Below are 19139 nucleotides of genomic sequence, written 5' to 3'. Positions count from 1 at the left end.
CCCATGAACGCGCCCGTGAAACTTGACGCCCTGCCCGAGTGGCAGCTCTCCGACCTCTATGCCGGGCGTGATGACCCGAAGATCGAGGCCGACCTGACCGCCGCCAAGGCCGCCAACGATGAGCTGGTGAAGCTGAAGGGGCGGTTCGTGGCGCTGCGAGGCGATCCGCTGCACCTGGGCGAGCTGCTGGACCACGGGATCGGGCTCTATGAGAGCGCGGTGAACGGGCTGTGGGCCGTGGGGGCCTATGCCGGCCTGGCCTCCTCGGTGGCCAAGGACGATCCGGTCTGGGCCAAGTTCGAGGGCGACCTGCGCACCCGGTCCTCGCAGATCGGCGCCGAGAGCCTGTTCTTCACCCTGGAGCTCAATCAGCTCGAGGACAACGAGATCGAGATGGCCTTCAAGGCCCATCCTCCCGCCGCCCGCTGGCGCTCGTGGATGCGGCGGGTGCGGCTGTCGCGGCCGCACGAGCTGTCGCCCGACCTTGAACGCCTGCTGATCGACCGCTCCCCGGCGGTGGCCAACTGGGTGCGGCTGTACGACGAGACCCTGGCCCGGCTGAGCGCCAAGGTGGGCAAGGAGAACCTGAGCCTGCCCGAGGTGCTGAACCGCCTGTCGGACCCCGACGTGACCCGTCGCAAGGCCGCCGCGCAGGGTCTCGCCAACGCCCTGGAGGCGCGCACGCCGGAACTGGCGCTCTCCATGAACACGCTGGCCTTTGAGAAGCAGGTGGAGGACCGCTGGCGGAAGTATCCGACCCCGGCCGCCAGCCGCCACATCGCCAACGAGGTGGACGCCGACGCCGTCGAGGCCCTGGAGGCTGCGGTGGTGGAGGCCTATCCGCGGGTCAGCCACCGCTACTATGCGCTGAAGGCCAAGTTGATGGGCCGCAAGACCCTCGACTACTGGGACCGCAATGCGCCGCTCGATACGGCCCAGCCGCGCGCCTATGACTGGAAGCAGGCGCAAGGGATGGTGCTGGAAAGCTTCGCCGACCTGGCGCCCAAGTTCGCCGACACCGCCAAGACCTTCTTCGACCAACCCTGGATCGACGCCCGGCCCCGGCCCGGCAAGCAGTCGGGCGCCTATAGCCACCCGGTGACCGCTGAGCGCCACCCCTATGTGTTCATGAACTATATGGGCGAGCGCCGCGACGTGCTCACCCTGGCCCACGAACTGGGGCACGCCGTTCACCAGACCCTGTGCCAGCCCCTGGGCACCCTGCTGGCCGACACCCCGCTGACCCTGGCCGAAACCGCCTCGATCTTTGGCGAGGGCCTGGTGTTCGAGCGGCTGCTGGCCGGAGCCTCCAAGGCCGAGCGGCTGGGATTGCTGGCCGGCCAGATCGAGGACGGCATCAACACCGTGGTGCGCCAGATCGCCTTCCACCGCTTCGAGACCAGGTTCCACGCGGCCCGTCTTGAGGGTGAGCTCTCGGCCGAGCAGATCGGCGCGATCTGGCTGGAGACCATGGGCGAGAGCCTGGGCCCGGCCATCAAGCTCAACAAGGGCTACGAGCACTATTGGGCCTATGTCAGCCACTTCGCCCACGCGCCCTTCTATGTCTACGCCTACGCCTTCGGGGACCTGCTGGTGCGCGGCCTGATGGAGAAGCGCCGCGAGGATCCGGCCGCCTTCGCTCCCCTCTATGAGGACCTGCTCTCGGCCGGCGGCACCCGGACCTATGTCGAGGCCCTGCGCCCCTTCGGCCTCAATCCCCGCGAGAAGGCCTTCTGGACCGCTGGCATGGCCCAGATGGAACGGCTGGTGGACGCCTTCGAGGAACTGGTCTGATCCAACGGCGAAGCTGCGCGTTCATGGAGCCATGACAACACCTGACGCGCCGCCCGTCCGCAAGCCGATCCTCCAGCGGATCGAGACCCGCGCCCTGTTGATCTGGCTGGCCGGCGCGGCGGCGATCTGGGGGTTCTTCAACATCGCCAGCGAGGTGACGGAGGGCGACACCGACATCGTCGATCAGCAGCTGCTGCTGATGCTGCGCCAGCCGAGCGACCTCAGCGACCCCATCGGCCCACGCTGGGTCGAGGAGGCGATGCGCGACATCACCGCCCTGGGCGGCTTCACCTTCCTGACCATCGCCACCATCGTCGCGGTGCTGCTGTTCAGCTTCCACGGCAAGCGGCGGCAGGCGTGGATCCTGGCCGGCACGGTGCTGGCGGCGCAGATGTCGAGCGAGGTGCTGAAAACCTTCTACGACCGCCCGCGGCCCAACCTCGTGCCGCACGGGAGCTTCGTCTACACCCAGAGCTTCCCCAGCGGGCACTCGGCTCTCGCCGCCGCGGTGTTCCTGACCCTGGCCACCTTGATCGCCAGCGTCGAGAAGCGGCCCAACTCAAAGATCCTGATCTATGTCCTGGCTCTGCTGATCACGGTCGGGGTGGGGTTCAGCCGGGTCTTTCTGGGCGTGCACTGGCCAAGCGATGTGCTGGCAGGCTGGAGTCTCGGCGCCACCTGGGCCTTCGGCGCCTGGATCGTCCTGGAGTGGATGCGCCGCCGCGACGTCAGCCGGGAGGGAGCCTAGCTGTTCGAACCGCCGACCGTTTCACATGGATCAGAAAACGCTCTAGCTATCCGGCTGGTAGGCCAGGCCCGCGGCGGCGAGGTCGGACAGCAGGATCTCGGTGAGGGCCACCAGCTCCGCGATGCCGGCGACCACGGCGGGGCGGGCCACCACCTCGGCGGGCACGATCAGGCCGCCTTTGTCGCGCCGCACCAGGCCCTTGGCCTCCAGCTGTAGCAGGCTGCGGCGCACGGTCTCGCAGGGCAGCAACAGATACTTCGCCAGGCCGTAGACGCTGATCGGGCGCCGTTCGGCGTCGGGCAGGATGTCGGCCAGGCCGGCAAGGGCCAGGGCGGCGTCGGGGTCCTGGGTCAGGTGCCGCACATTGGCGAGGTTGACCGCTCGCAGGATCAGCACCGCTAAGGGTTCCAAATCCATGACCCGGGACATGTGGCAAGCGGTCTCCAGGCAATAGGCGCTCACGGCGCGATTGACCTGCCGGAACTGGTCGGGGCTCGCGGGTTGGCGCAGGCCGGAGGCGGAGACCCCCAGCCGGCCTGCCGCCTGCACGAACTCGACCGTGGCGGCCCAATTCTCGGCCGCCATGGCCATCAGCCGGGGATCGAGGAAGGCGCGGGCGGGGATGATCACCCCGCCGGGGACGGTCTCGCACAGGTCAATCTGGGTCAGCTTCTTCACATGCCGTCGCGTAGTCTCGTAGGGCATGCCCAGATTGCGGGCCGCCAAATAGATACTGACCGGCTCCCGCATATGGTCGGGGGGAAGGCCGGGCACGCCGGCATGGGGCTCGGCGATGGGCTCCCGTGAGGCGGCCAGGGCGGCGACATTGGCCCGGTTGATTTCGAGGAAGACCAAGACGGTGGCGACGTCCCGGCTCATCGAGCGGGCCACGCGCCGCGCGGCGTCGAGCTGGAAATCCCCGCCGAGACGGGAGAGCAGGCGGCGGCGGTCCATGCCGTGCGTGTCTTCAGGCATACCTATGGTTTACCGAACGCCGCGACAGAATATCAAGCTTAACTACGGACCAGCGCCGCCTTGGCGATGCTGTGGCGACAGATCTTCTTGATTCCGGCAGGCATGGAGCCGGCGCGCTCGTTCGGGCGCCTGCGTGAGGCTCTAGTCCCGGATCAGCAGCGCGATCAGGGCGTCCGCGTGCCGCTCGATCTCGGCCTTATCCAACATGTCGATGCCATAGGCATGGCGCACCTCGCCGGCCAGGGTGAAGGGCGATTGGGCGGCGGCCGAGAGCATGTAGATCAGGTTGTGGAGGGGCACGCGCGGCAGGTGACCCTGGTCCATCAGCGGCCGGAGCAGGCGCGTCAACGCGCGGTGCTGCGGTCCCACGATCTGCTCGGCGATCCAGGCGACGCGGTCGGACTCTCCCATGGCCTCCTGCACCATGATGCGGGCGTGCTCCGGGTGGCGGGCGCAGTAGCGAACATAGTCGCGCAAGGTGGCCTTGAACCGGTCCAGGGGCGGCTGGCCCCTTGTGGTCCGCCAGCCGGCGGCCATGTGGGCGTTCATGTCGGTGATCAGGCGGGCCAGCGCCGCGCGCCAAAGGGTGGCCTTGTCGGAATAGTGGTAGCGGAGCAGGCTGTGCTCGACGCCGGCCAGGCCCGCGATGTCGCGCATGGCGGCGCCCTCGAAGCCGCGCTCAGAGAACAGCTTCAGCGCGGCGTCCAGAATGGCGCTGCGGGTCTCTTCCACCGGCCGCGCGGTGCGGGCCGGGCGGCCTCGGGGACGGGTGGCGGCGACGGTCATTCGATGATTATTGCCCAGATGGACTAAAATAAATAGGGTCACGCCAACAAAGCGGGAGGACATCAACATGACCCAGGCCTGGATGGACAAGTCCCTGTCGCCGGACAACCGCGCCAGGCTGCTGATCGCGCAGCTGACCCTGGATGAGATGATCTCCCTGGTTCACGGACCGATGCCCGCGATGGTCAATCCGCCCCCCGCCGACGCGGCCATGGGCGCGGGCTATATCCCCGGCGTCGAACGCCTGGGTATCCCGCCGCTGAACGAGACCGACGCCAGCCTGGGGATCGCTAACCCGCGCCAGGTGCGCAAGGGCGACGGCGCCACCGGCCTGCCCTCCGGGCTCTCGCTGGCCTCCACCTGGGACCCTGAGCTGGCCCATGCGGCGGGCGTGATGGTGGGATCGGAGGCCCGCGACAAGGGCTTCAACGTCCTGCTGGGGGGCGGCGCCAACCTGACCCGCGAGCCGCGCTGCGGACGCAACTTCGAATATCTCGGCGAGGATCCGCTGCTGGCCGGGGTGCTGGCAGGCGAGGCCATCAAGGGCGCCCAGTCCAACGACATCGTCTGCACCCTGAAGCACTTCGCCCTGAACGACCAGGAGACCTGCCGCCACGTGGTGGACGCCCGCATCGACGAGGGCGCCCTGCGCGAGAGCGACCTGCTGGCCTTCCAGATCGCCATCGAGCGCGGCGATCCAGGGTCGGTCATGTGCGCCTACAACAAGGTCAACGGGGAGTGGGCCGGCGAGAACGATTTCCTGCTGAACCAGGTGCTGAAGCGTGACTGGGGCTACCGCGGCTGGGTGATGAGCGACTGGGGCGCGGTCCATTCCACGGCCAAGGCGGTGATGGCGGGCCTGGACCAGGAGAGCGGCGAGCAACTCGACAAGCAGGTCTATTTCGGCGCGCCGCTGAAGGAGGCCGTGGAGCAGGGGGAGGTGCCCTTCGAGCGGCTCACCGACATGGTCCACCGCATCCTGCGCAGCCTGTTCGACAAGGGGGTGTTCGACAATCCCACTGTCCGGCGCGAGACCGACTACGCCGCCAACGCCAAGGTGGCCCAGGCCGCCGCCGAGGCCGGGACGGTGCTGCTGAAGAACGACGGGGTCCTGCCGCTGGCGCCCAGCATCCGCAAGATCGCAGTGATCGGGGCCCATGCCGACAAGGGCGTGATGTCCGGCGGCGGCTCCTCCCAGGTGATCCCGGTGGGCGGGCCGGGCCATGAGATCGAGGTCGCGGGCCTGGCCGGCGCCTTCGCCAAGGTCACCTACCATCCGTCATCGCCGGTGGCGGCGATCCGGGAGCTGACCCGCAACACCGCCGTGACCTTCGTTTCGGGCGAGGACCGCGCCGAGGCCGCGAGCCTGGCCAAGGATGCCGATATCGCCATCGTCTTCGCCGACCAGTGGGCGACGGAGGCCGAGGACCTGCCCAGCCTGTCCCTCCCGGGCGACCAGGACGCCCTGATCGCCGCGGTCGCCGCAGCCAACCCCAGGACCGTGGTGGTGCTGGAGACCGGGACCCCGGTGCTGATGCCGTGGCTGGACGACGTCAACGCCGTACTGGAGGCCTGGTATCCCGGCACGCGCGGCGGCGAGGCCATCGCCAACATCCTGTTTGGGGCGGTCAATCCGTCGGGCCGCCTGCCCATCAGCTTCCCCTGCGGGGTCGAGGATCTGGTGCGCCCGGACATCCCCGGCCAGATCTTCGGACCCCCGGTGGAGGGCGCCACGCTGCCCACCACCCGCCCGGACGTGCAGCAGCACAAGGGCCGCTTCTCCGTGGAGCATCCGGAGGGCGCCGACGTCGGCTATCGCTGGTTCGCCAAGACCGGGGCGGCCACCCTGTTCCCGTTCGGGTTCGGGCTTTGCTACACCCACTTTGAATATGGGCGGCTGGAGCTGATCGGCGGCGAGACGATCACCGCCAGCTTTGACGTCAAGAACGCCGGCGGCGTCGCCGGGACCGACACCCCCCAGGTCTATGCGACGGTGACCGGCTCGGATGGCAAGCCTTCCCAGCGCCTGATCGGCTGGGCCCGCGTGGCGCTCGAGCCCGGCGAGACCCGCCGCGTGACCGTGACCGCCGACGCCCGCCTGCTGGCCAATTACGACCCCATCCTGCCGGGCTGGCGGATCGCAGCGGGCCAGGTGAGTGTCAGCCTCGCCACCTCGGCGGAAGACACCATCCTGCACGGGACGGCAGCCCTGACCTCGCGCACAATGAAGCCCTGACCATGAGCCTTTCCGGCCTGACTCTCCGAATCGCGCGGCCCACCGATCAGTTGGACGCCATGGCGGCCTTCTATCGCGAAGGGCTGGGGCTGCTGGAGCTGGCGAGCTTCCGGGGCCACGCCGGGTTCGACGGGGTGATCCTGGGCTTCCCCGGCGCGCCCTGGCACCTGGAACTGACCCAGGCCCACGGGCACAAGGTCGGCCCCGCACCCAACCCCGACCACCTGCTGACCTTCTATTTCCCGGAGGAGACGGCGCGGGCGACGGCTGTCGCACGGCTGGAGGCGGCGGGCCACCGGCCGGTCAAATCCTTCAACCCCTATTGGGATGAGCACGGCGTCAGCTTCGAGGACCCGGACGGCTATCGCGTGGTGCTGCACCGGGGCGCCTGGGGCCGCTGAACCGGCCGCAGCGTCATCAAGGGCTTGCCAATCTTCAAACGCCCGTTCATTTGCCTGCGCGATGTCCGATGATCTGACCGAAGTCCAGACCGCCATCGTCCCCGATGGTTTTGTCATCAACCTCTGGAACCGGGGGTTCGGCCGCACGGTCGGTCCCTTCTACTCCAGCCGCGACGCAGCCAGCGGCGACGAGGTGATGGCGTTCCGGGTCGAGGAGCACCACGCCAACGGCATGAACAACTGCCACGGCGGCATGCTGATGAGCTTCGCCGACATGGCCTGGGGCCGGGTGATCTCCAACAAGCGTGAGATCGGCTGGGTGACGGTGCGCCTGACCACCGACTTCCTCTCGGGCGCCCACATGGGCGACTGGGTGGAGGGGACCAGCGAGATCATCACCGAACAGGACGACGTCTTCACCGTCCGGGGCAAGATCTGGTGCGGCGACCGCACCCTGATCACCGGCACCGGCGTCTACAAGGGTATCCGCTCGATCTCCCGCAAGGCGGGCGAGCGGGAAGTGAGAGGGGTGGCCTGATGGCTCTGGATCCGGCGATCAAGGAAGGCGCGCCCGTCGGCTACGACGACCGTCCCATCCATTCCGAACCCGGCAGCCTGCCGCCCCAGGTCCAGGCGCCCCTGGCGCCGTTCCGCGGCCGCCATCCCGACGCGCCGGAGTGGTTCCTGGACGCCATCGCCCAGGAGCCGGAGCGCAGCTTCGTCACCTCGCTGGGCACCCAGATCGAGGCCCTGACCTGGGGCGAGCTGGGCAAGCCCGGCCTGTTGCTGGTGCACGGCAACTCGGCCCACGCCGACTGGTGGAGCTTCATCGCCCCCTATCTCGCCCAGGACTACCGGGTGACCTCGATGTCGCTGGCCGGCATGGGCGCCTCGGACTGGCGTGAAAGCTACGCCTTCCAGGACTTCGCCGAGGACGCCGAGGCCGTCGCCCGCGCCACGGGCCTCTATGACGGCGGCGTCCTGCCTATCTATATCGGCCACTCCTTCGGAGGCAGCCAAGTGTTCTTCGCCGCGGCCGCTCACCCCGAGCGCATGCGCGCGGCTGTGCTGGTGGACACCGGCTTCGGCGGGCCGCCGCCGGACTCGCCGGAAGCCAAGCGCATGCAGGAACAGCAGGTGCGCAACATCCCCACCGGCGACCGCGCCGCCCGGGTCTATCCGACGGAGGAAGCGGCGCTCGCCCGCTTCCGCTTCATGCCGCCCCAGGTCGCCGGAAACCTGTTCATCGCCGACTTCATCGCGCGCCGCTCCCTGAAGCGCGCGCCCCTGCCCGAGGGCGGCGGCGAGGGTTGGACCTGGCGATTCGACCCGGCCATGTGGAACAAGCTCGACCGCAGCGTGATGATGGGCATGACCGCCGAAGGGCCGCCCAAGGTGACCGTGCCCCTGGTGCACATCTATGGCGACCGCTCGGTGGTGAAGTCGCGGATCAGCGATGACCGGCCGTCCCCCCTGCCCAAGGACATGCTGGAGATCGCGATCCCTGATTCGGCCCACCACATCATGGTCGACCAGCCCTTGGCGCTCATCGCGGCGCTGCGCGGCCTTCTGGCCCGCTGGCCTGGCTGAGACACAAGGCGCGCTTGAGCCCTGGCGGCCGACGGTGTAGGTCGGCCCCATCGATTTCCTCACCAGTCTGAGAGACGCCCTTCCATGGCTTCCGAATATCACCGCGGCGAGATGGACATCTCCGAGCAGGTCGCCACGTTCCACCTGTTCAACGGCCTGACCAAGTGGGGCTCCCTGGCGCTCACCGCCATGATGGTGCTGCTGGTCCTGTGGTTCTGCACCCCGACCGGGTTCCTGGGCGCCTTCATCAGCGCCGTGGTGGTGACCGCTCTCGGCGTCTTCTTCCTGCGCGACAAGCCTGCCGCCGACCACTAGGCCGGCTCCGCGCGCGGCCGCCGCGCGCCTTCCTGCGAGACTGGTCGGGTGCGCCGATTCCTCGGCGCGCTTGCGGTCTTGTGCGGGATTCAAACAAACGTTCGAATCTGCCCTGTCCATCGCTGGACAAGCTCAGCCTGCCCCCCGTATGGTCCGGCCAACACTGACTTGGGGGAAACAGGCGCATGGCCGTCATAGCCGTCACCACTGAACGCCGCGCCGGCGAGACCCGGGTGGCCGCCGTCCCCGAGACGGTGAAGAAGCTGATCGCCGCGGGGTTCTCGGTGGTGGTGGAGAGCGGCGCCGGCACGGCCGCCGCCTATCCCGACGCCGACTACCAGGCTGCCGGCGCCGAGATCGCCAAGGACGCCGCGGGCGCCATCGGCAAGGCCGACATCCTGTTCAAGGTCCGCGCCCCCGAGGCCGCCGAGATCGCGGCGCTCAAGTCCGGCGCCATCGTCGTGGCCCTGCTCAACCCGCACATGGACAAGGACGCCTTGAAGGCGATCGCCGCCAAGGGCGCCACCGGCTTCGCCATGGAGTTCGTCCCCCGCATCACCCGGGCCCAGGTGATGGACGCCCTGTCGTCGCAGGCCAATCTCGCCGGCTACCGCGCGGTGATCGAGGCCGCCGAGGCCTATGGCCGCGCCATGCCGATGATGATGACCGCCGCCGGCACCGTCGCCGCCGCCAAGGTCTTCGTGATGGGGGTTGGCGTCGCCGGCCTGCAGGCGATCGCCACCGCGCGCCGCCTGGGCGCCGTGGTCACCGCCACCGACGTGCGGCCCGCCACCAAGGAACAGGTCGAGAGCCTCGGCGCGAAGTTCCTGGCCGTCGAGGATGAAGAGTTCAAGAACGCCCAGACCGCCGGCGGCTACGCCAAGGAGATGAGCGCCGAGTACCAGGCCAAGCAGGCGGCCCTGGTCTCCAGCCACATCGCCAAGCAGGACATCGTCATCACCACCGCCCTGATCCCCGGCCGGCCGGCGCCCAAGCTGGTGAGCGCCGAACAGGTGGCTTCCATGCGTCCGGGCTCGATCCTGGTGGACCTGGCCATCGAGCAGGGCGGCAATGTCGTCGGCGCCAAGCAGGGCGAGGTGGCTGTCACCGCCAATGGCGCGAAGATTCTCGGCGTCGCCAACTTGCCCGGCCGCATCGCCACCGACGCCTCGGCCCTCTACGCCCGCAACCTCCTGGCCTTCGCCGGCCTGTTGCTGGACAAGGACGGCAAGCTGGCCCCCGACCTGGAGGACGAGATCCTCAAGGCGGCCCTGGTCACCCAGGGCGGCGCGGTCGTCCACCCTTCGCTGAACAGCTAAAGCTCCCAAGGAGGAACCGATGGACACCGTCGACCCCACAGTCTTCCGCCTGGCGATCTTCGTGCTGGCGATCTTCGTCGGCTACTACGTCGTCTGGAGCGTCACGCCCGCCCTGCACACCCCGCTGATGGCGGTGACCAACGCCATCTCCTCGGTGATCATCGTCGGCGCCCTGCTGGCGGCGGCCGCCAGTGGCGGACCGGACGCGGGCCTGACCCAGAACGTCATGATCTCAAAGGGGGCCGGCGCCATCGCCGCGGCCTTCGCCGCCGTGAACATCTTCGGCGGCTTCCTGGTCACCCAGCGCATGCTGGCCATGTACAAGAAGAAGGATAAGCCCGTGCAGAAGGAAGGCGCCAAGTGAACGCCAATCTCGCGGCCATCGCCTATATCGTCTCGGGCGTCCTCTTCATCCTGGCCCTGCGCGGCCTTTCCAGCCCCACCACCAGCCAGGCGGGCAACCGCAATGGCATGATCGGCATGGCCATCGCCGTGGGCACCACCCTGTTGACCCTGTGGGGCCAACAGGCGCTGGACACCCTGACGCTGGGCCTGATCGTCGGCGGCGTCGCCATCGGCGGCACGGTGGGCGCGGTGATCGCGCGCAAGGTCGCCATGACCTCCATGCCGCAGCTGGTGGCCACCTTCCACAGCCTGGTGGGGGCCGCGGCCTGTCTGGTGGCGGTCGCCGCCATCTACACGCCCGCCGCCTACGGCATCCTCGCCGAGGACGGCACGATCCACGTCAGCTCCCTGGTGGAGCTGTCCCTGGGCCTGGCCATCGGGGCCGTGACCCTGACCGGCTCGATCATCGCGGCCCTGAAGCTGAACGGCAATATGAGCGGAGCGCCGATCATGCTGCCGGCCCGCCACCTGCTGAACATCATCATCGCGCTCGCCATTGTCGCAATGGTGGTGGTGCTGGTGATGGGGGGCGGCCAGCCGGAGGTCATCTGGGCGTTCTGGGCGATCCTCGGCCTCAGCCTGCTGATCGGCGTCACCCTGATCATCCCCATCGGCGGCGCCGACATGCCCGTCGTGGTCTCCATGCTGAACAGCTATTCCGGCTGGGCGGCGGCGGCCCTGGGCTTCACGCTGGAGAACGTGACGCTGATCATCACCGGGGCCCTGGTGGGCTCGTCAGGCGCGATCCTCAGCTACATCATGTGCAAGGCGATGAACCGCAGCTTCATCTCCGTGATCCTGGGCGGCTTCGGCGCCGACGATGCGGCCGCCGCCGGCGGCGGCCAGGTCGAGACCCGGCCGGTCAAGCAGGGTTCGGCCGAGGACGCGGCCTTCATCATGAAGAACGCCTCCAAGGTGATCATCGTCCCCGGCTACGGCATGGCCGTCAGCCAGGCCCAGCACGCCCTGCGCGAAATGGGCGACAAGCTGAAGGAAGAGGGCGTGGAGGTGAAGTACGCCATCCACCCCGTCGCCGGCCGGATGCCCGGGCACATGAACGTGCTGCTGGCCGAGGCCAACGTCTCCTATGACGAGGTCTTCGAGCTGGAGGACATCAACGCCGAGTTCGCCAGCGCCGACGTGGCCTTCGTGATCGGCGCCAACGACGTCACCAACCCTGCCGCCAAGACCGACCCCACCAGCGCCATCTACGGCATGCCGATCCTGGACGTCGAAAAGGCCCGCACCGTGCTGTTCGTGAAGCGCGGCATGAGCTCCGGCTATGCCGGGGTCGAGAACGAACTCTTCTTCCGCGACAACACCATGATGCTGTTCGGGGACGCCAAGAAGATGGTCGAAGGCATTCTGAAGGGCCTCTAGACTCCGGCCCTCAGGAACTCGCTGGCGCGGGCTGCGATTTTGTCGCAGCCCGGCTAGGAGAACCTTTACCACTTGAATCTATGGTCGAGCTTCACTCGGCTCTGCTGTAATAGGTTCAAAGCTAATCCTTAACGCCGCCAATATTTTGTCTTAAACCCACGGCAATAAGTCGCCGCTTACCCGTGGCGATTGGTCGAAGCTGTTCCGCACAACCTCTAGCGGACGCGTTCTAAGCTCGACTATACTGGAAGAGGTTCCGCTTGTTTTTGAAGTCCTTGTCGACCACCGATCGTGTGCGCCATTTTGGCCTCGAGGTCGCTGTTGCCGGCGTCCTGGCCCTGAGCGTCGCCACCGTCGCCTATGCCGCTCGGCCGAACCTGGGGGACAGGACCGACACCAAGCCCCCCGTCGCCGCCCCTGTCGAGGAGGTGGCGCCGCCGCCGCCGGCGCCGGCCTTCGAGTGTGGTAACCCGGTCCCCGGCGAGAAGATCAATTCCCCTTTCGGCCTGCGCCGGATGCCCTGGGAAGACCGCGGCCGGCTGCATGAGGGCGTCGACATCGCCGGTCCCGTCGGGACCAGGGTCGTCGCCGTCTCGGACGGCATCGTGATCCGCGCCGGCGAGAGCGCCTCCTACGGCCGCTATGTCGAGGTCGAGCATGGCGTGGGTCTCACCAGCTTCTACGCCCACCTCGGCAAGATCGAGCGCGGCATGAAGAAGGGCGCCTATGTCGAGGCCGGCAAGACGGTGGGCCGCATGGGCTCCAGCGGCACCTCCACCGGCCCGCACCTCCACTTCGAGATCCGCCAGGACGACAAGCCGCTGAACCCTCTGGTCTTCCTGAATCGCGAATTCGCCACCGCCGAAGACCTGCCCATCAAGCTGGCCTCCTATGTCTCCCCCCGCGTGCGCCTCGCCACGGTGTCGGAGATTCCGGAGAGCAAGAAGGCGCTGATGGAGGCCAAGGCCGCCAAGGGCAAGAAGGGCAAGGACGGCCGCGTCCGCCAGACCCTCAAGTTCCAGGGCTAGGTTCTGGGCCTGCCCGAGGCGCGGTCGGCGGCTAGGGCGGCGATCAGCACGGCGATCACCAGGCCGACCTGCGTTCCCATCGGATAGGCGGTGGTGGCCAGGGTCCAGGCGGCGAAGGCCAGGAACAGGCCGCTGACGATGCGGCCGGCCAGGGCTCGACGTCCCGCGATCAGGTTGGCGCTCCAGGCCCCGGCCAGGGCCCCCAGCAGCCAGGCGAGCACCTGGCCCACCTGGGCGCCGACCGGCAGGATCGCGGTGGCGGCGCGGATGGCCGCGGGATCGGTCAGGTTGACCCCCGGGGGCGGGGGGAAGATCGTGTTGGCGGCGCCGTCGACGGCGCCCAGCACGATGAGTCCCACGAGGGGCCCGAGAATCACCCCCAGAATCAGCCGCAACATGGTCGAATCCCTCCTGGCACCGCCGCGAACCTAGTCCCAGTAAGGCTTGCGCGCATCGTCTTGTAGCAAGGCCAAGCTTGTGCCCATCCTCGTGTCATAAAAAACGAGGAAACGACCCATGCGTTCAGGCTTTAGCGGGCTTGCGCTCGCGTCCGTGCTTCTACTGGGCTCATCTCTCGCCGCTTGCGGGAAGAGCGAACCCGCGGCCCCGGCGGCGCCGGCCGGGCTGGCCCTCTCCACCGCCGAAGGCGCCCACGGCGTCCTTCCAGCCCAGACCACCCAGATTAAGACCAAGGGCTCCGACGCCACGGTCTCCATGACTCCCAACTGGCGGGTCGGCGGCCAGCAGCTCAACATCATGTGGTACGCGGGCGCCAGCCAGACCAAGCGCTTCTTCGTGGTCACCGAGAAGGGCGTGGCCACCGATCAGCCGGCCTATCTGGTCAATCCCGAACTGGGCGTCCGCATGGTCCGCGTCAGCTTCGACGGCGGCCCGCCGGTCACCCTGAAGCCCACCCTGGCCCGCGCGCCCTTTGATGTCCCCCCTGGGGCCAAGGCGGTGACCCGGGTGGAGATCGACTACGGGTCCGCCGACGCGCCGCAGACCGTGGTCTGGAAATAGCCGACGCCACTCTTGCCTCGGCCCAGGCCGGCCCCTAGGTCTGGCTCATGGCCAAGGCAGGCTTCCATCCCACGCGCGGGGCTCTCGTCGACATCGGCGGGCGGCGGTTGCGCGTCGTGCGGGCGGGCCCCGAGACGGCCGGGCCGCTGATCGTGCTGGAGTGCGGCGCCTTCGGGTGCGCGGCCGACTGGGCGGTGGTGCAGCAACGCCTGGCCGACAGGGGCCTGCGCAGTATGGCTTATGACCGGGCGGGGCTCGGCTATTCCGATCCAGGGCCCAGGCCGCGGGACGGCCGCGCCATCGTGGCCGACCTCGAGGCGCTGCTGACCCGTGTGGGTGAGACCGGGCCGCTGATCCTGGTGGGCCACTCCATGGGCGGCCTGCTGCTGCGCGTGTTCGTCGGCCGCAATCGCGAGCGCGTCACCGGGGTGGTGCTGGTGGACGCCGTGACGCCCGAGACCATCGAGAGCCCCGCGGCGGCGCGCGCCATCAACGGGTTCCTGCGCGCCATGAAGCTGGTGGGCCGCTGGTCCGGCCTCGGCTTCATGAAGCCCTTCGCCCTCGTGGCCGGTGACAAGATCGGCCTCGAGGGTGAGGCCTCTACCGAGAAGCGCCGGATCTACGGCCTGGCCAGCCACGCCCACTGGTCGGCGGAGGAGGTCATGCACTGGCCGGCCACCTCGGCCCAGGGACGGGAGATCGGGCACTATCACCCCGACCTGCCCGTGGCGGTGGTCAATGCCGGCGGCACGCGCCTCGGAGCGCGGTTGAAAGCCATCCAGGCCGCGCCCGCCCATGCCTCGGTCCGCGGCTACCTCGCCGACATCGTCGGGGCCAACCACTCGACCCTGCTGGGCAAACGCTTCGCCGATCCGATCATCGTCGGGATCGAGCACGTCATGGCGGAGGGTTAGCCCGCAGCCTTCAGCCGCGGGCCGTTGCTCAGTCCAAGGGGGCCTCGACCCCAAGGCCTCCCCGCAGCGGCTAGGCCGGTTCCCGATCGATCAGACCACAGGCGGCGCGCAATCGCTGCAGGGCGAGCGGGCGGGCCACCACACCTGGAATCGCCGCCAGGACGGGGGAGCCTGCTCCCGGGATGAAGGGCAGGCCGCCGCGTGCCCCGGCCGGCAGGCGCTGCAGCGCCGAGCGTGAAGCCGGCGAGAGGCTGGCCGCGTGCCCCACCAGAGCCTGGACCACAATGGGCCGGTCCGTGGTGATCTCGAACCGTCCATCCCAGACAGCCGTCTGCCCCGCGGCGAGCGAGAGTATCTCCAGACCTGCGCGGCCAGGGTCGCGCAGAAACCGGACGTCGCGCTGGTCGCCCTCGATCCGGGCTCCGGCCAGGGTGGCCGTGAGATCGCGCTCGCCCCTCAGGACGTCCGCTAGGCGCTTCAGGCGGTCGCCGCGGGGCGGTCGGGCGGTTCCGGCGGCGCAGAGGCAGGCGGCGGCGAGGAAGGCCGCCGGCGCCCCCCGTAGCAGCGCGCGGGGCGTCGCAAGCCCTCCCGCCAGGTCGGCGGTGGCGAGGGCGAGACCGGCCAGTACGGGGGCCGAAAGGACGGTGTCCGTCTCGTCGCCGGTCAGGGTCGCCCGCGCGCGGGCCCGCGCGAAGCGGGGATCCTCATTGGCGGGGTCCTCGATCCAGGTTTCGCCACGCTCCGCCAGCCAGGCCCGGATCTCCGCGCGGGTCTGGGAAAGCACGGGGCGCAGCAGGAAGAGGTCTCGGCCCTGGGGCCATGTCGGTGATGGGGTCCACTCGCGGGGACTTGGGGTCGAGGCGCCGGCCTGCCGCATGGCGGCGGCCTCCAGCCGGTCACTGGCGGTGTGGCCCATGAGGATCACCTTTGCCCCGGCCGCCCGCGCGGCGTCGGCGATCAGCCGGTGGCGGGCGCTTCGGGCGGCGGCGGGCAGGCCGGTGGTGGGCTTGTCGCCCTCCCAGGCCAGGGCCTGGAAGTCGGCGCCCAGGCGATCGGCCGTTGCGGCGCAGGCCCTGGTCCAGGCCGCGCTCTCGGCGCGCAGGCCATGATCGACGGTCAGGATCAGCAGGCGCCGCCTACGGACCTTCGACCAGTCGGCGGCGATCAGACTGAGCGCCAGGGAGTCTCCGCCGCCGGACAGGGCGACGGCGATCGGCGCGGGCGAGGCGCTCAGCAGGCGGCGGTCTAGAACCTCGTGGACGGCGGCGGTCAGGCCGCGCACTTGGCCTGGGTCCGGGCGGCGGCGGCGCGACCCTTCACGGCGGGCGTCGCCTTGGGATAGCGCCGGTCGAACTCGCCAAGGATCTGGCAGGAGTCGGTGGGCTTCCGGATGGCGATCAGCGAGCGGGCCAGCTCCACCGTGGCGTCGGGCGCCCAGGCGGTGGCGGGCCAGCCCCGGATGGCGGCGATATAGGCCTGGGCCGCATCGGCGTTGGCGCCCCGGGCGGCGAGGGTCTTGCCCAGCCAGTAGCGAGCCTCGGGCGCCTTGGCGCTGGTGTCATAGCGGTCCGCATAGTCGCGGAAGGCGCCCTCCGCCCCTGTGTAGTCGCCGCTGAGCATCAGCTGGCGGGCGGCGGTGAAGGCCTCGGACGCGGTCTGGACGGGGGCGGACCCACCGCTGGAGCCGCCGGCGAGATCGGGAGACGGCCCCTCAAGCGCCGGCGCCACCTGCCGCTGCTCCACACCGCCGAGCCGGTCGGCCAGGGCCTTGTTGTCCCGCTTCAGGGCCTCGGCGTCACGCTTGGCGAGTTGGAGGTCGTGGTTGGTGGTCTCGAGCTGACCGTTCACCCGGGTGAGCGCCTGTTCGAGGTCGGCGATGCGCCTTGTCAGTTCCTGGAGCTGGTAGTCGGTCTCGGCGGGCTGGACCACCACCGGCTTTCCGGAGTCGCGGCCTTGGAAGACGATGGAGCGCAGCTCGCGCATCACCTGCTCCATGCGGTCCAGGCGCCGCGCGTCGCGGGCGTCCAGCGGATCGATGGGCGTCTGGGCGAAGGCGGGGCCTGAGCTGACCAGGGTCAGGACGGCGGCGGAGGCGAGGGCGAGGCGGCGAAAGGTCATGCGGTCATCATCTTCAGGTCGGGTGGGCCAAATTGGGGCTCGTCCGTGGGATTAGTCCAGAACGCAAAGAGGGGTCCCGCTGCGGGGACCCCTCTCGCACTCTCCTCGAACTGGTACTGGCGGTTCTTAGCGCGCGCCGCCGGTGATGGCGGTGTGGCCGTTCCGGTTGCGCTGATAGGCGTCCTCGCTGGTGCCCGGATCGATCGGGCGTTCCTTGCCGAAGGACACGGTGGAGATCCGCGCCGGCGAGACGCCGCGGCTCACCAGGTATTCCCGCACCGAATTGGCGCGGCGTGCGCCGAGGGCCAGGTTGTACTCGCGGGTGCCGCGTTCGTCGGCGTTACCCTCGATGCGGACCTGGACGCCCTGGTAACGCATCAGCCACTGGGCCTGGGCGTCAAGCACCGGGCCGGCGTCGGAGCGGATGTCATACTGGTCGAAATCGAAATAGACTCGGTCGCCGATGTTGACGACGAAGTCCTGGATCGAACCGGGGACCACATTGCCGACGCCGGGGCCGGGACCCGGTTGCGACGGGTAGCCAGGGCCGGGGCCAGGGCCGACGCCCGGGCCGGGCTTGGGCTTGCTGGCGCAGGCGGCCATGGACAGAGCCGCGGTGGTGACAAGCGCCAGTCGAAGGGCGTGCTTGGTGCTGAAGCTCATGTCTGGCTTCTCCTTAAGCTGGGTTTCGCCGGCGCCAACCGCGCCATTCACTAAACTGTACCTGCATTTCCGTGTGACGGACATTTCAAATGACCGCCACTATGCAAACGTTACACCTGAATTCTCTCGTCAGTTGAGCAGCGGAGACCAGGCTGGGTCTGAGCCAGAGCCCGGATAGGGCGCCGGCCGCAGGATCCGACCTGTTACATCCACCGTCCACAAACGCGGAGGTCCGCCTGGCGTTTCACGGCTGAACATCAGCACGCGCCCGTTCGGCGCCCAGGTGGGGCTTTCGTCGAGATAGCTGGTGGTCAAAAGCCGCTCATCCGAACCGTCCGGACGCATGACCCCGATGTGGAACTCCCCGCCGGTCTGCTTGGTGAAGGCGATGAAGTCCCCCACCGGGCTCCAGACCGGGGTCGTATAGCGGCCCGATCCGTAAGAAATGCGACGGACGCCTGAGCCGTCGGAATTCATGATGTAGAGCTGGGGCTGGCCGCCGCGGTCGGAGTTGAAGACGATCTTGGTCCCGTCGGGCGAGAACGAGGCCGAGGTGTCGATGCCGGGGTCGGAGGTCAGGCGCGCCGAGCTGCGGCTCTTGAGGTTCATCACATAGATGTCGCTGTTGCCGCCCCGCTCCACGGAGAAGGCCACCCGGCCGCCGTCCGGCGAGAAGCGCGGCGCATAGACCATGCCCGGGAACTGGCCGATGCTTTCGCGCCGGGCGGTCTCCAGGTTGAACAGGTAGATGGCCGAACCCTCCGGCCGCAGGGTCATGTAGGTGATCTCCTGGCTGGTGGCCGAGAAGCGCGGCGACATGACGATGTAGGAGCCGTCGGTCAGGTAGCTGGGATTGGCGCCGTCCTGATCCATGATGGCCAGGGTCTTGGTCCGGTTGATGCGACCCCCGGTCTCGGAGACGAAGACGATACGGGTGTCGAAATAGCCCTTCTCGCCCGTCAGCCGCTCATAGACGGCGTCGGAAATCTTGTGGGCCACGCGACGCCAGTTCTCAGGCGTGGAGGTGAACTGCAGGCCCAGGAGCTGCTGCTCCGAAAAGATGTCCCAGAGGCGGAAATCGACCCGCAGCCGGCCGCCCTCGACGGTGACCTGGCCATTGACCAGGGCCTGGGCGTTGATCGCCTTCCAGTCGGGGAAGCGCGGCTGGACGGCCACGTTCAGACCCTTCTCGATATAGGCCTGCTGACCGATAGGGGCGAAGAGGCCCGAGCGCTCCAGGTTGCCCGTGATGACCTGGGCGATGTCGGCGCCGCGGGCTCCGCCAAAGGCGGGGATGGCGATGGGCAGGGGCTGAACGTCGCCCTTGTTGACGTTGATCTCGATCTGGGCGGCGGCCGGCGTGGCTACTGACACCGTGACAAGCATGAGGCTGGCGAGAGCCAGACAGACGGCCTTCAATCGCATCGGGCGGGTCTCCTTTAGGGCG

The 19139-nt window shown here is 68.9% G+C and carries 20 protein-coding genes; 13 read left to right on the top strand and 7 right to left on the bottom strand.

All coding sequences use genetic code 11. From position 1 onward, the window contains the following. Positions 1-3: 3 nt before the first annotated feature. Together Q8N10_RS16895 and Q8N10_RS16890 are read left to right on the top strand one after the other, a co-directional pair. Positions 4-1794, top strand: coding sequence for a M3 family oligoendopeptidase (locus Q8N10_RS16895; protein ID WP_304783654.1), 1791 nt, complete (start codon positions 4-6; stop codon positions 1792-1794). Positions 1795-1825: 31 nt separating this feature from the next. Further along, the gene (locus Q8N10_RS16890) at positions 1826-2542 is read left to right on the top strand and encodes a phosphatase PAP2 family protein (protein WP_304783651.1); all 717 of its coding nucleotides are present in this window, start codon (positions 1826-1828) and stop codon (positions 2540-2542) included. A 42-nt stretch (positions 2543-2584) separates the two neighbouring features. Here the strand turns inward: Q8N10_RS16890 and Q8N10_RS16885 are convergent, their stop codons facing one another. Both Q8N10_RS16885 and Q8N10_RS16880 read right to left on the bottom strand, forming a co-directional pair. Beyond that, positions 2585-3517 carry a hypothetical protein gene (locus tag Q8N10_RS16885; RefSeq protein ID WP_304783648.1) on the bottom strand — a complete coding sequence of 311 codons (933 nt, stop codon included), beginning with the start codon at positions 3515-3517 and terminating at the stop codon, positions 2585-2587. Positions 3518-3658: 141 nt separating this feature from the next. Continuing rightward, positions 3659-4303, bottom strand: a complete 645-nt coding sequence (locus Q8N10_RS16880; RefSeq protein WP_304783646.1) for a TetR/AcrR family transcriptional regulator — start codon at positions 4301-4303, stop codon at positions 3659-3661. A 67-nt stretch (positions 4304-4370) separates the two neighbouring features. On the opposite strand from Q8N10_RS16880, the gene Q8N10_RS16875 reads away from it, so the two are divergent. The 9 genes from Q8N10_RS16875 to Q8N10_RS16835 all read left to right on the top strand — a co-directional run bounded on the left by Q8N10_RS16875 (position 4371) and on the right by Q8N10_RS16835 (position 12977). Further along, positions 4371-6539 (top strand): beta-glucosidase, encoded by a 2169-nt coding sequence (locus Q8N10_RS16875; RefSeq protein WP_304783643.1) that lies wholly within the window; start codon positions 4371-4373, stop codon positions 6537-6539. A gap of 2 nt (positions 6540-6541) precedes the next feature. After that, the gene (locus Q8N10_RS16870) at positions 6542-6940 is read left to right on the top strand and encodes a VOC family protein (protein WP_304783640.1); all 399 of its coding nucleotides are present in this window, start codon (positions 6542-6544) and stop codon (positions 6938-6940) included. A 61-nt stretch (positions 6941-7001) separates the two neighbouring features. Further along, positions 7002-7478: a PaaI family thioesterase gene (locus Q8N10_RS16865; RefSeq protein ID WP_304783637.1), complete on the top strand. Its 477-nt coding sequence runs from the start codon at positions 7002-7004 to the stop codon at positions 7476-7478. Beyond that, entirely contained in the window at positions 7478-8530 is a 1053-nt protein-coding gene (locus tag Q8N10_RS16860) for an alpha/beta fold hydrolase (RefSeq protein ID WP_304783633.1), read from the top strand. The genes Q8N10_RS16865 and Q8N10_RS16860 overlap by 1 nt, the downstream gene beginning before the upstream one ends. A gap of 84 nt (positions 8531-8614) precedes the next feature. Beyond that, entirely contained in the window at positions 8615-8845 is a 231-nt protein-coding gene (locus tag Q8N10_RS16855) for an aa3-type cytochrome c oxidase subunit IV (RefSeq protein ID WP_304783630.1), read from the top strand. A gap of 185 nt (positions 8846-9030) precedes the next feature. Further along, a complete protein-coding gene (locus tag Q8N10_RS16850; RefSeq protein ID WP_304783626.1) occupies positions 9031-10164 on the top strand; it encodes a Re/Si-specific NAD(P)(+) transhydrogenase subunit alpha in 1134 nt (377 codons plus the stop codon). Between the two features lie 19 nt (positions 10165-10183). Continuing rightward, entirely contained in the window at positions 10184-10528 is a 345-nt protein-coding gene (locus Q8N10_RS16845; RefSeq protein WP_304783625.1) for an NAD(P) transhydrogenase subunit alpha, read from the top strand. Further along, the gene (locus Q8N10_RS16840) at positions 10525-11949 is read left to right on the top strand and encodes an NAD(P)(+) transhydrogenase (Re/Si-specific) subunit beta (protein ID WP_304783622.1); all 1425 of its coding nucleotides are present in this window, start codon (positions 10525-10527) and stop codon (positions 11947-11949) included. The genes Q8N10_RS16845 and Q8N10_RS16840 overlap by 4 nt, the downstream gene beginning before the upstream one ends. A 260-nt stretch (positions 11950-12209) precedes the next feature. Then, a complete protein-coding gene (locus tag Q8N10_RS16835) occupies positions 12210-12977 on the top strand; it encodes a M23 family metallopeptidase (protein ID WP_304783618.1) in 768 nt (255 codons plus the stop codon). On the opposite strand, the gene Q8N10_RS16830 is transcribed toward Q8N10_RS16835, so the two are convergent. Further along, entirely contained in the window at positions 12974-13375 is a 402-nt protein-coding gene (locus Q8N10_RS16830) for a hypothetical protein (RefSeq protein ID WP_304783615.1), read from the bottom strand. The two genes, Q8N10_RS16835 and Q8N10_RS16830, sit on opposite strands and share 4 nt — an antisense overlap. Before the next feature lie 118 nt (positions 13376-13493). On the opposite strand from Q8N10_RS16830, the gene Q8N10_RS16825 reads away from it, so the two are divergent. Further along, complete coding sequence (locus tag Q8N10_RS16825; RefSeq protein WP_304783613.1) at positions 13494-13997, top strand: hypothetical protein; 504 nt, start codon at positions 13494-13496, stop codon at positions 13995-13997. A gap of 47 nt (positions 13998-14044) precedes the next feature. Then, positions 14045-14911: an alpha/beta fold hydrolase gene (locus Q8N10_RS16820; RefSeq protein WP_304783610.1), complete on the top strand. Its 867-nt coding sequence runs from the start codon at positions 14045-14047 to the stop codon at positions 14909-14911. A gap of 70 nt (positions 14912-14981) precedes the next feature. Here the strand turns inward: Q8N10_RS16820 and tilS are convergent, their stop codons facing one another. The 4 genes from tilS to tolB form a co-directional block, all read right to left on the bottom strand. Beyond that, on the bottom strand, positions 14982-16184 hold the full coding sequence (tilS, locus tag Q8N10_RS16815; protein ID WP_370690275.1) for a tRNA lysidine(34) synthetase TilS: 1203 nt from the start codon (positions 16182-16184) through the stop codon (positions 14982-14984). Continuing rightward, positions 16181-17029 (bottom strand): tol-pal system protein YbgF, encoded by an 849-nt coding sequence (gene ybgF, locus Q8N10_RS16810; protein ID WP_304783604.1) that lies wholly within the window; start codon positions 17027-17029, stop codon positions 16181-16183. Before ybgF ends, tilS begins: the two co-directional genes overlap by 4 nt. 126 nt (positions 17030-17155) lie before the next feature. Then, positions 17156-17692 (bottom strand): peptidoglycan-associated lipoprotein Pal, encoded by a 537-nt coding sequence (gene pal / locus Q8N10_RS16805; RefSeq protein ID WP_304783600.1) that lies wholly within the window; start codon positions 17690-17692, stop codon positions 17156-17158. A 129-nt stretch (positions 17693-17821) separates the two neighbouring features. Continuing rightward, complete coding sequence (gene tolB / locus Q8N10_RS16800) at positions 17822-19117, bottom strand: Tol-Pal system beta propeller repeat protein TolB (protein ID WP_304783816.1); 1296 nt, start codon at positions 19115-19117, stop codon at positions 17822-17824. Positions 19118-19139: the final 22 nt, after the last annotated feature.

Origin of the sequence: Phenylobacterium sp., from assembly GCF_030693625.1 — a bacterium.
Classification (GTDB): domain Bacteria; phylum Pseudomonadota; class Alphaproteobacteria; order Caulobacterales; family Caulobacteraceae; genus Phenylobacterium; species Phenylobacterium ferrooxidans.
The sequence above is the reverse complement of the archived record's forward strand: the minus strand, read 5'-3'. Positions and strand labels throughout refer to the sequence as shown.